Source organism: Haloferax sp. AB510 (assembly GCF_024136985.1).
Lineage (GTDB): Archaea > Halobacteriota > Halobacteria > Halobacteriales > Haloferacaceae > Haloferax.
Window position 1 is genome coordinate 1 of sequence record NZ_JAMYJY010000116.1, and the last position, 11,288, is coordinate 11,288.

Annotated in this window: 11 protein-coding genes, 1 tRNA gene and 1 pseudogene; 11 read left to right on the forward strand and 2 right to left on the reverse strand. The window is 63.3% G+C overall.

What is annotated here, in order from left to right; all coding sequences use genetic code 11:
* Nucleotides 1–265: 265 nt before the first annotated feature.
* Both NKF06_RS17385 and NKF06_RS17390 read left to right on the forward strand, forming a co-directional pair.
* Nucleotides 266–826 (forward strand): TATA-box-binding protein, encoded by a 561-nt coding sequence (locus NKF06_RS17385; RefSeq protein ID WP_004041616.1) that lies wholly within the window; start codon nucleotides 266–268, stop codon nucleotides 824–826.
* Between the two features lie 297 nt (nucleotides 827–1,123).
* Entirely contained in the window at nucleotides 1,124–1,693 is a 570-nt protein-coding gene (locus tag NKF06_RS17390) for a hypothetical protein (protein ID WP_309142154.1), read from the forward strand.
* Between the two features lie 175 nt (nucleotides 1,694–1,868).
* On the opposite strand, the gene NKF06_RS17395 is transcribed toward NKF06_RS17390, so the two are convergent.
* The gene (locus tag NKF06_RS17395) at nucleotides 1,869–3,074 is read right to left on the reverse strand and encodes an orc1/cdc6 family replication initiation protein (RefSeq protein ID WP_058827741.1); all 1,206 of its coding nucleotides are present in this window, start codon (nucleotides 3,072–3,074) and stop codon (nucleotides 1,869–1,871) included.
* A 1,414-nt stretch (nucleotides 3,075–4,488) separates the two neighbouring features.
* On the opposite strand from NKF06_RS17395, the gene NKF06_RS17400 reads away from it, so the two are divergent.
* From NKF06_RS17400 to NKF06_RS17410, 3 genes are all read left to right on the forward strand, one after another.
* Nucleotides 4,489–4,971, forward strand: a complete 483-nt coding sequence (locus NKF06_RS17400) for a hypothetical protein (RefSeq protein WP_058827742.1) — start codon at nucleotides 4,489–4,491, stop codon at nucleotides 4,969–4,971.
* Nucleotides 4,972–5,061: 90 nt separating this feature from the next.
* Nucleotides 5,062–7,113 (forward strand): DEAD/DEAH box helicase, encoded by a 2,052-nt coding sequence (locus NKF06_RS17405; protein WP_253246131.1) that lies wholly within the window; start codon nucleotides 5,062–5,064, stop codon nucleotides 7,111–7,113.
* A 74-nt stretch (nucleotides 7,114–7,187) separates the two neighbouring features.
* Nucleotides 7,188–7,261: transfer RNA gene (locus tag NKF06_RS17410), tRNA-Tyr, on the forward strand.
* Between the two features lie 274 nt (nucleotides 7,262–7,535).
* Here the strand turns inward: NKF06_RS17410 and NKF06_RS17415 are convergent.
* Nucleotides 7,536–7,901, reverse strand: a complete 366-nt coding sequence (locus NKF06_RS17415; RefSeq protein ID WP_253246132.1) for a 2Fe-2S iron-sulfur cluster-binding protein — start codon at nucleotides 7,899–7,901, stop codon at nucleotides 7,536–7,538.
* Between the two features lie 147 nt (nucleotides 7,902–8,048).
* Between NKF06_RS17415 and NKF06_RS17420 the strand changes: the two genes are divergently transcribed.
* From NKF06_RS17420 to NKF06_RS21175, 6 genes and pseudogenes are all read left to right on the forward strand, one after another.
* A complete protein-coding gene (locus tag NKF06_RS17420) occupies nucleotides 8,049–8,327 on the forward strand; it encodes a hypothetical protein (RefSeq protein ID WP_058827745.1) in 279 nt (92 codons plus the stop codon).
* 96 nt (nucleotides 8,328–8,423) lie between these two features.
* Entirely contained in the window at nucleotides 8,424–8,807 is a 384-nt protein-coding gene (locus NKF06_RS17425; RefSeq protein WP_253246135.1) for a thioesterase family protein, read from the forward strand.
* 160 nt (nucleotides 8,808–8,967) lie between these two features.
* Entirely contained in the window at nucleotides 8,968–9,444 is a 477-nt protein-coding gene (locus NKF06_RS17430; protein WP_058827747.1) for a 6-pyruvoyl tetrahydropterin synthase family protein, read from the forward strand.
* Nucleotides 9,444–10,217, forward strand: a complete 774-nt coding sequence (locus NKF06_RS17435; RefSeq protein WP_253246133.1) for a 7-carboxy-7-deazaguanine synthase QueE — start codon at nucleotides 9,444–9,446, stop codon at nucleotides 10,215–10,217. The genes NKF06_RS17430 and NKF06_RS17435 overlap by 1 nt, the downstream gene beginning before the upstream one ends.
* 69 nt (nucleotides 10,218–10,286) lie before the next feature.
* Nucleotides 10,287–11,012, forward strand: coding sequence for a 7-cyano-7-deazaguanine synthase QueC (gene queC / locus NKF06_RS17440; protein WP_253246134.1), 726 nt, complete (start codon nucleotides 10,287–10,289; stop codon nucleotides 11,010–11,012).
* Nucleotides 11,013–11,131: 119 nt separating this feature from the next.
* Nucleotides 11,132–11,288: pseudogene (locus NKF06_RS21175) on the forward strand (SAM-dependent methyltransferase); the annotation flags it as partial.

Here is an 11,288-nt window from a genome sequence, read left to right on the forward strand (position 1 = left end):
CGGGGGGAGTGCCCCCGTGCGCTTCTTCGCATTAATCCGAATGCCGGGGATACATTTAACCCCGTTGATTTAGTGGCTCTGTGAGAAAAATAGACACGAGGCGTGCCATAACTTCACGCGCGGTCAATTGTGACATCAATTCGACTGAGCGAGAAATCAATGTATTAGTTTCGCGTGCGTGCGAGGTGTCGATAGAATCGACCCGTTGAAGTCGGTTTATAACGGGTCGCTTTATAAGGCCGGAGGTACGATTCACGTGCGAGCAATGAGTGGGCCGGCAGACTCCATCGAGATTCAGAACGTAGTCGCATCGACCGGGATCGGTCAGGAGCTCGACCTCGAAGCCCTCGCCGACGACCTCCCCGGTGCAGATTTCAACCCGGACAACTTCCCGGGCCTCGTCTATCGCACCCAGGACCCGAAAGCCGCTGCGCTCATCTTCCGTTCGGGGAAGATCGTGTGCACGGGCGCAAAGAGTATCGACGACGTGCACGACGCACTCGGAATCATCTTCGACAAGCTCCGCGAGCTGAAGATTCCCGTCGATGACGAGCCAGAGATAACCGTCCAGAACATCGTCTCCAGCGCGGACCTCGGACACAACCTGAACCTGAACGCGCTGGCTATCGGTCTCGGCCTCGAAGACGTCGAGTACGAGCCCGAGCAGTTCCCCGGCCTCGTCTATCGGATGGACGAGCCGAAAGTCGTCATCCTGCTTTTCGGTTCCGGGAAAATCGTCATTACCGGTGGAAAGCGGACCGACGACGCGGAAACCGCAGTCGAAGAGATCGTCGAGCGCATCGACGCGCTCGGACTGCTCGGATAGACGCTCCCGAACTATCGATTTTTCGCCGTATACGGACCTGAACACCCGAAAGTGTAAAATACGGAACAGTCCAACGGATGGCACATGAGTGCGCGGGAGGACGTTGCGTTCCTCGTCGGGTCGCAAAGCAGGGAGGCTATTCTCCAAGCGCTGGCAGTCGAGCCGCGCCGACCAACTGACCTCGCAGACATCTGTGACTGTGCGAGGGAGACGGCACAGCGGACACTCGCAGGGTTCTGTGACCGCGGGTGGGTCAAAAAGACCGAGGGAGTCTATCATCTCACCGCGGGTGGTGTGATGGTCCACGACCAGTACGCGGAGTTCATCAGTACGGTCGAGTGCGCCGACCGGATGAGCGAGTTCCTGGCGAACGCCGCGGAAATCTGTGAGGGCGCACCCCCTGACGTCCTCAGCCAGATGAACATCACCACCGCTGCCGACAACGACCCTCACGCACCGCTCAACAGATACCTGTCCATCGTCGGAAACGAGCCGGTCGACCGTTTCCGCGGCGTCACACCCATCGTGAGTCGGGTGTTCAACGAGTCGGCCAAAGACGTATTGGCCCCAGACACGCGGATGGAACTCGTCGTCGACCGCGACGTCCTCGAACGGTCGATGGACGCCTACCCCGAGTCGTTCGAGCGCGCGCAGGTCCTCGACCAGTTCGAACTCCGAGTCACCGACGAGAACCTCGACTTCGGCCTCTTACTGGTCGATGGCCACGGGGTCGTCTCCGCCTACGACAAACACGGTAACTTGACGGCCCTCGTCGACGGTGACGCCCCGGAGGTCGTCTCGTGGGTCGAGAGCCTGTACGAATCCGTCTGTTCGACATCGATCCCGCTCGAGCAACTCGAATTGTGACTCGCCCTCGACAACCGGTGGCGTGACCGACTCGGTCACACGTGATAATTCCAATCACATCCAATTGCAATAAAATATAAGAGGTCGCTCGACAGAGACGTACTTGCAGCGGTGCAGCGTCCCCCACTAGACGATTCGGCCCTTACGTGCTTTCGGTCGGCACCCTGATTCCCCGTCAGGTGTCGGCGTTCTCGATGAGGACGTCTTTCACTACGTCCGGATCTTCGAGCAGTTGGTGCTTGGTGTAGCTTCCTTCCGCACTTCCGCCGCTGTGTTTCGACTGTTCGATGATATCGAGAAAGGCGTGTTCTTTCAGCAGGTCGCGGACCCGCCGAAGCGAGAGGCTATCGGAACCCTGCTGCCGACAGATGTTCTCGTAAACCTCGTAGACGCGACTCGTCCGGAAGCCGTCCTGCTGTTGGTTCGAAAGCGAGAGGATAGCAAGCGCTTGTAACACGTATCGAGAGTGCGGCGTCGACCCGCGAATCAACTCGCGGAAGCGGTCGGTCTCCGCGCGCTGTCGCGCCTGCGTGACGAAGTTCTCTCTGACCGTGCTCGCGCCCATAGACTGGGCGATCTCACCCGCGTACCGCAGGATGTCGATAGCTTTCCGTGCGTCCCCGTGCTCGCGAGCGGCGAGCGCCGCGGCCCGTGGAATCGTCGACGGGTCCAACACGCCGTCGCGGAACGCGTCGCTGCGTGCGTCCATGATGTCGCGAAGTTGGTTCGCATCGTACGGCGGGAAGACGAATTCACGCTCGCAGAGGCTGGATTTCACCCGTTCGTCCATCCGGTCTTTGTACTGAATCTTGTTGCTGATTCCGATGACGCCGAGCTTACAGCCGGCGATCTTGCCGGCCTCCCCCGCCCGCGAGAGCTGCATGAGGATGTCGTCGTCGCTCAGTTTGTCGATTTCGTCGAGGATGATGAGGACAACGTCGTACAGCGAATCGAGGATGCGCCACAGTCGTTTGTAGTACGTCGACGTCGAGAGCCCCTTGTCGGGGACTTTGATTCCGGTAATCGCGGTGTCGTTGACGCTGTCGGCGATAGTCTGGACGGCCTGCGTCTCGGTCGTGTCCTGCGCGCAGTCAACGTAGGCGAACGTCGCTTTCACTCCCTCTTCTTCGGCCGTCTCGACGAGTCGCTGGGAGACGTACTTCGCACAGAGCGATTTCCCCGTCCCCGTCTTCCCGTAGATAAGGACGTTGCTCGGGCTCTGCCCGAAGATGGCGGGGTTCACCGCGGTCGCGAGATCCGAGATCTCGTCGTCACGACCGACGATGCGACCCTCCCCGGGAAGGTGGTTTATCTCCAACAACTCCTTGTTGGCGAAGATGGGGTCCTCCCGGGTGAAGAGGTCGTCGCTGGCGTTGGGCATGTTCGCAACACACCACGTTTCCGGTGAAAGGACTTACCATTCGACCCAGCACACACACACCACGTTTCCGGTGAACGACCACGAACCTCGGTTTCCCGTCCACACGAAATGGAGGTATTGATTCACCGGAAACACGGTGTGAGGGAGTCTATCTAACCCAGCGAGGGTCGAGGAATCTCGGATCGTCTCTCGTCCAGTAACGAAGACGAAAACGGAGATAAAAACGGAGACAAAACCCGAGAGTCCGGTATTACCGGTGCTGACCACGCTGAATGTACTCGTTGTCATCGTAACAGAGTTCAATCAACGTCGTCCGCGGTAACCGGCGACACGACCGGTAGCACAGGTTCTCAGAGACTCGCAAGCATCGATAGAGACGACCAGAACACCGAAAACACGCGCCTTGAGACGTATCGTTCGAGTCGACTGATACTCGAGTGTCGAGTACTATCCTGTTTGCGAGTGTATCAATGGTCGGTAACACAAATAAACTATTTAACTATTGTTATACGTAAGCTCCCGTGCCACTGACTCGGAGAAAGTGATCAGTTAACCGTCAGTAGTTGACACAGGCCAGTCGCTCACCGGAAACGAGGTGTCTCACACCAGTCCAGAGACCTGTGTCGATATAGATAGTAGCGCGCCTCTATCGTCGTATTTCACCGGAAACGTGGTGTGTTAGTAATAAATGGACCGATTCAGACCAGGCCGAAAACTACGGAGAAGGGACGGGCGTCAACGGCCACTGTTCGGCGCGCCTCCCACCAAGAGACGCTCGGGCCAGTTCATCGGAAACGTGGTGTGCGCGTGACTCTGTTCCCGTGGCTCGCCAGCGGACCGACACCGATTCCGACGTGATTACTGCCTCCCCCCACCGTGTCGCATTTCACCGGAAACGTGGTGTCTGTCAGCGCTGCTACGTTCTCCGCTCGGTCGGTTGGCAGCGGCTGACTCGGGAATCGGCTGACTTCGAAGCGAGATCACCGATGCGACGTTCAGCCGATGCGATGTTCAGCCGATGCGACCTTCTGCCGTCGGTCTCGACCGGCGATCTCAACTCTCGCGGTTCGAGGTAGCCTCGCCGTCGAGGCCGGTCTTCATCCCCGTATATTTCGACCAATTCACCGGAAACGTGGTGTCTCTGACCGTTTCACGCGGAGTTGCGATTCACCGGAAGCGAGGTGTGGTACTTCCCACGGGAACGGGTCGGTAACTGACCGGTGCCGACCGACTGTCGGCATCGACTTTTGTCGATATCTACGACTCGACTTTTGCCCTCTCGTTCACCGGAAACGTGGTGTGCATGCGACTCACGTGCACCCCGGTTCGCCCACGCTCGGAACGTTCTCCCGCGACGGACAGTGTCGTTAGCGTGGCGTCAATGCAATTACCCAGGGGAACGAACCGATATCGTATGCGTGCGCTCAGTCGCGTGTGGGTGCGCCTCAGCGAAGCCGTGTCGGGCCGCGGGGACGACCGAGAGTGGTCCCTCGAACGCTCCCGTTCGACGGAGACCCGGTGGTCTCGTTCGGGAGAGCGAGTCGACTGCTTCCGGTTCGACGACGGTTACGTGACCACCGTCCACTACGAAGACCGCGGGGTCACGTGGCAGTTGACCCCGGGACAGGTCCCGCTCGCGAGCGCGCTCGCGATGGCGAAACTGTACCTCGAACACGAACTGACTCCACAGACCGACCCCGAGGGACGTCCGTTCGTCGGCCTCACCGAACGCGGTCCAGTTCAGGTGTTTGAGGAGATTCCGCCCGAACCGGTCGACTACGTCTACCTCGACGGCGTCCGGACGCTCGAGGAGTTCCCGGAGTTCCTCACCGTCAGCGACGACTTCAGATCCGTGTTCGACCGGATGGCTCCGGCGCAGTCGAGTACGTCCCGATAGTCCTGATAGGCGAAACCGCCTCGTTCTCGATAGTTCGAGTCGCTCTCGGTGTCGCAAGCCGTTTCCCCGTCGCGGCCGTACCCGCTTTCGATGACTGCCGAGGACGAGGACCCGAGTCCTCCCGACGGAGACGCCGAGACCGACGAGGCCGACGCCTCCGCAGACGTGCTCGACCGACTGGCAGACGCGACCGACGCGTCGCCAACCACCACCGAGGGGGCGAGCGAAGGTGACGACGGCGACGACGGCGTCTCGCTCGCGTCGTTCTACGAAGCGCTCGAATCCGAGGGCCGACCCGTCGTGACCGCCCAACAGGTCGCGCGGCGTCTCGGCGTCTCGCAGGCGGACGCGATGGACGGACTCGACGCTCTCGCCGACACCGGTCGGGTCCAGCGGGTGAACGTCGAGACGGACCCGACCGTCTGGTACCCGACGGAGTGGGGCGAACTCGCCTCGCGCGAGCGGGTCGTCCTCTTCCCGAAGCGTCGCGAAATCGTCGTCGACAACCCGACTCAGTACACGCGGGCGCGACTCTCCCAGTTCGCGCACCTCGCCGATACCACCGGCGACCGCGAGGGTCGCGGCCGCGGCTACCTCTATCGTATTCGGCAGGAAGACGTGTGGCAAGCGCCCTTCGACGACGTCGACTCGCTCCTCTCGATGCTTCGGTCGGTCCTTCCCGAGCGGTCGCCGCACCTCGAAGTGTGGGTCGAAGACCAATGGAAGCGCGCCCACCAGTTCCGCCTCTACTCCCACGAGGAGGGCTACACCGTCCTCGAAGCGGCCACCGAGAGCCTCATGGGCAACGTCGCGCTCCAGAAACTCGACGACGACCACGTCTACGCGCCCATCTCGGACACGGAGGCGTGGGTCAGAGACGAGGAAATCGCGGCGATAAAGCGCATCCTCTACGACGCAGGCTATCCCGTCGAGGACGACCGCGACCTCGAGGAGGGCGAGGAACTCGACGTCACGCTCGGCGTCGACCTCCGCGACTACCAGCGAGACTGGGTCGACCGCTTCGTCGACCAGCGCGCCGGTGTTCTCGTCGGCCCACCCGGGGCGGGGAAGACCATCGCCGGTATCGGCGCGCTCGCCGCGGTCGGCGGCGAGACGCTTATTCTCGTCCCGAGTCGCGAACTCGCCCGCCAGTGGCGCGAGGAACTCCTCTCGACGACCGACCTCGATGCCGACCAAATCGGCGAGTACCACGGCGGCGCGAAGGAGATTCGACCCGTTACCATAGCCACCTACCAGACCGCTGGGATGGACCGCCACCGCTCGCTTTTCGACTCGCGTCGCTGGGGGCTCATCATCTACGACGAGGCCCACCACATCCCGAGTCGCGTCTTCCAGCGGAGCGCCGACCTCCAGTCTAAACACCGACTCGGGCTGTCGGCGACGCCCATCCGCGAGGACGACAAGGAAGCCGAGATTTTCACGCTCATCGGCCCGCCTATCGGCACCGACTGGGGGAAGCTCTTCGACGCCGGCTACGTTCAGGAGCCGGAAGTCGAGATTCGCTACGTGGGCTGGGGCGACGACATGGACAGAAACGAGTGGGCGTCCAGCGACGGCCGCGAGCGGCACATGCTCGCCGCGATGAACCCCGGGAAGATATTCGAGATTCGTCGGCTCCGCGCCCGCCACGCCGACTCGAAGGCGCTCGTCTTCGTCGATTATCTCGACCAGGGCGAGGCGATTTCCGAGGCGCTCGACGTGCCGTTCGTCAGCGGCGAGACCCGTCACCACCGCCGTGAAGCGTATTTCAAGGCGTTCCGCGACGGCGACCTCGACACGCTCGTCATCTCCCGCATCGGCGACGAGGGAATCGACCTCCCGAACGCCGGGCTCGCAATCGTCGCCTCCGGGCTCGGCGGCTCTCGCCGGCAGGGCTCCCAGCGCGCCGGTCGAACCATGCGTCCGACGGGGAGCGCGCTCGTCTACGTGCTTGCCACCCGCGGGACCAGCGAGGAGGACTTCGCCCAGCGCCAGATGCAACACCTCGCCGGAAAGGGGATTCGCGTCCGCGAGACGAGTTCTGACGACCTCGACACCGAGGCGAGTGATGGTGACCCCAACTCAGACGGGGAGGAGTCGGCGTCTGCGGACGGTTCCGAGTCGATGATGTCCGACGAGTAATCGCGCCGTCGTCGGGCGCTTGGCCGCCCGGAATGAGAATTCTTAAGTCTAACCGTAGACTGAGATTCTCTTGACCGCTCTTAGCTCAGCCTGGCAGAGCAGCCGACTGTAGATCGGCTTGTCCCCCGTTCAAATCGGGGAGAGCGGATTTTGCTTGCAAAATCCGGTCGAGCCGGTTTGAGCAGGTCAGTCGCAGCGCGTGAACGAAGTGAACGCGTCGTCTGACTGGGTTCAAATCGGGGAGAGCGGACTGAACTTCAACACCCGCGAGCGCAGCGAGCGGTGTTGAATGTGAAGGACTCCTCAACCCGATTTGAGCAGCGAGCAACGCGAAGCGTTGCGAGTGAGTTCAAATCGGGGAGAGCGGACTGTCTTCTCTCGTACTGGTCAGTTCACTCCCTTAGTCTCGCCCACAACACCCTCTATTCCCGCCCGCCCCACACCGTCTTCTCGACCAGTTCGACGATCATCGGCTCGTCGACGTGAATCTGACACGAGAGTCGCGGGTAGCCGAACCGCGCCGCGAGGTCGTCGTGCCAGTGGTCGGCCGTCGGCTCGCCAGCACGAATCCGGACACCGCACGTCGCACAGAGGCCTCGGCCGCCGCAGTTCGTACGCTTCGTGAGACGCGCGTACGGCGAGATGCCGGCCTCAAGAAGCGCGTCGCGGAGGACGGTCCCACGTTCGACGCTGAGTTCGGTGACGCGCTTGCCGTCGGTATCGCGGACGCGGACCGTGACGGTCGGGCCGGCCGGGTCGCGCCCGGGTCGAGACTCGGGGTCGCCCATCGGTCGGCCGTTAGGCCCGACTCGACATGGCTGTACCCCTGCTTGTCACCCTCTCGGTCGTGGCTCTCTCGTCGTCTATGTAGAGTCCATACCCGAAGATATCAGTATTATAACGGCTTATGCCGGGCGAATTCGTAGGTGAGTGTGATGGTGACCTTCGCGTCCGCGCCGGTGTTGGTGAACGTCCGCGTCGAGATGAACGACCACGAGACGATGACGGTCGAACTGCACGAGACGAACGAAACGCGCCACCTTGTGGCCTATGAATCAGAGCGCATCCGCGACACGCTGGCGTCCCTCTCCGAGGGCGCTCGCGTCCCCGTCGAGATGGTCCGCGCTGGTTCGCGTTCGAACGTCTGGAAGGCTGTCGCACTCCACGGCCGGCAGTCTACTGTCACGGACCAGTCCGTTCGGACGGCGAACTGAGCCGTCCCAGTTCGTTCACTCGCCGCCCTCTCGTCCACCGGTCCCACCAGAGACAAACCGTCGGTGCTATACTCCTCGCCCGTGTCGCGCACCGCAATGAGCTTCGTCGCCGAGGTGGAAGTCCGGTTCCGCGACCACGACTCGTTCGGACACGTGAACAACGCCGTCTACGCGACCTACTGCGAGCAGGCCCGCGTCCGCTTCTTCGAGGAGGTAATGGACACCCCGCTTTCCGACCCACACATCGTCGTCGCGCACCTCGAACTCGACTACCGCGCGCCCATCGAAAGCGTCGGCACCGTCGAGGTGGAAGTCGAGGCCGGCGAGCCCGGCGGAAAGAGCTTCCCCATCTACTACACGCTCTCCTACGAGGGCGAGGTCGTCGCCACCGGCGAGACGGTCCAGGTCGCCATGGACGACGAGGGCCGCCCGACCCGCGTCCCCGACCAGTGGCGCGAGGCAATCGCCGACCAGCCGTAGCGCCTGACGGCGACTGACCACACCCGACCGCACCCACCGCGCCCGACCGCGCGGCCGCATCCTGTCTGTCTCCCCGAATAGACCGCGACCGACAGGACTCGACATTCGCCCGACTGGGCCGAGACAGGAGAATTATATACTCTCGTGATAATATCCGAGTATGCCTCGGGGAACACTAAAACACGCACGGTCGGCGGAAGCCGACGACGAGACCCCGCTGTCCCGAGCAGGCGAGCGCGCCCTCCACATCGGTCGCGACCGGCCGATTCGCATCAGCGCCGGACACCGCCTCCTCCACCACGACGGCAAGTGTAGCCGCCCGCACGGGCACAACTATGAGATTTCGGTCCGCGTCGTCGGCGACCTCACCGACGAGGGCTGGGTCGTCGACAAGGGCGTCGTCACCGACGTCATCGACGAGTGGGACCACCGCTTCCTCGTCGAGTCGGGCGACCCGCTGGTCGAGGCGTTCGAGCGCTCCGGCGACGCCGACGGAGCGGTCGTTCTCGACGCGCCGCCGACGGCCGAGGTGATGGCCGTCGTCCTCGAGGAGAAACTGCTCGCGGCGCTCCCCGATACCGTCTCCGAAGTCTCCGTCTCGGTCAGCGAGACGTCAGAACTCTGCGCCGGCTTCTGATGCCCGTCTCCGACACCGTCGCCCGTGACGACACCGACGCCGAGGGCGACCGCCTCCCGATAAACGAACTGTTCGCGTCGCTCCAGGGCGAGGGCAAACTCGCCGGCGTCCCGAGCACGTTCGTCCGAACCAGCGGCTGTAACCTCCGCTGTTGGTTCTGCGACTCCTTCCACACCTCGTGGGAGCCGACCCACGCGTGGATGGGCCTCGACGAAATCGTCGCCGAGGTCGAGTCGCTGTCCCCCGAACACGTGGTCGTCACCGGCGGCGAACCCCTCGTCCACGACGAGACCGACGCGCTCCTGTCGGCGCTCGCCGACGACTACCACCTGACCGTCGAGACGAACGGGACGCTCGAAACCGACGCGCTGGTCGACCTCGCGAGCATCAGCCCGAAACTCGCGTCGTCGACGCCGACGCCCGAGAACGCCCCGGCCGACGTTGACCCCGGCGTCTGGATCGAGCGACACGAAAACGCCCGCGTCGACCTCGACGCGCTCGCCTCGTTGGTCGAACACGCGGCGGAGTTCCAACTGAAGTTCGTCGTCACCGGCCGCGACGACCTCGACGAAATCGAGTCGCTCGTCGCCGACGTGCGCGGCGTCGCCGACCGCGAGGTGCGCGACAGTGATGTGCTGCTCATGCCCGAGGGACAGACCCGCGACGAACTCGCCCGCACCCGGACCGAGGTCGCCGACCTCGCTGCGACGTTCGGTTACCGCTACACGCCGCGACTTCACGTCGACCTCTGGAACGACGCGCCCGAGACGTGACGCGGCGCGATCCGATTCGCATCGTCGAGCAACCGCTTCGAACCAACTCACGCCCTTTCACCAACGCACATGACTGACGAACCCGATTCGACCGACGAGAAGCGCGCCGTCGTCCTCCTCTCCGGCGGCATGGACAGCGCGACGACCGCCTACGAGGCCAAGCAACGCGGCTACGAAATCTACGCGCTCCACACCTCCTACGGTCAGAAGACCGAGTCGAAAGAGTACGACTGCGCCCGCGCGCTCGCCGACGAACTCGACGCCCGCGACTTCCTCCACATCGAGACGAGCCACCTGAAGCAGATCGGCGCGTCGTCGCTCACGGACGACTCGATGGCCGTCGCCGACGCCGACATGGACGCCGACGAGATTCCGACCTCGTACGTCCCCTTCCGCAACGCTAACCTCCTGTCGATGGCCGTCTCGTACGCCGAGGCGAACGACTGCGACGCCGTCTTCGTCGGCGCGCACTCCGAGGACTACTCGGGCTATCCCGACTGCCGACCCGAGTTCTTCGACGCCTTCGAGACCATGGTCGATGTCGGCACGAAACCCGACACGACCATCTCGCTGGAAGTGCCGTTCGTCCACGACTCGAAGACCGATATCGCCCGCCGCGGCCTCGAACTCGGCGTCCCCTTCGAACACACGTGGTCCTGCTACCGCGCCGAGGAACCCGCCTGCGGCACCTGCGACTCTTGTGCGTTCCGCCTGCAGGCGTTCCAGAACCTCGGCGAGCGCGACCCGATTCCGTACGCCGAGCGCCCGGACTACGTGGACGCTGACGCGGCGTAGCGTCGTCCCGCACACTGACCGCCGCGCACCCCGCGCGCCGACGAAACGAGGAAATTTCGCCCGCGTCCCGATCTGTCTCCTCGCGTCCCTTTTTCACCGGCCTGCGCGAATCCCGCGCCATGAGCGACGAGAAACGCCGAACCGCCGCCCAGTTCGGGAGCGCCGCCGAGTCGTACTTCGACAGCGAGGTGCACCGCCTCGGCGAGGACCGCGAGACGCTCGCGTCGTGGTGCCGCGGCGCAACCCGCGCGCTCGACGTGGCGACCGGTGCCGGCC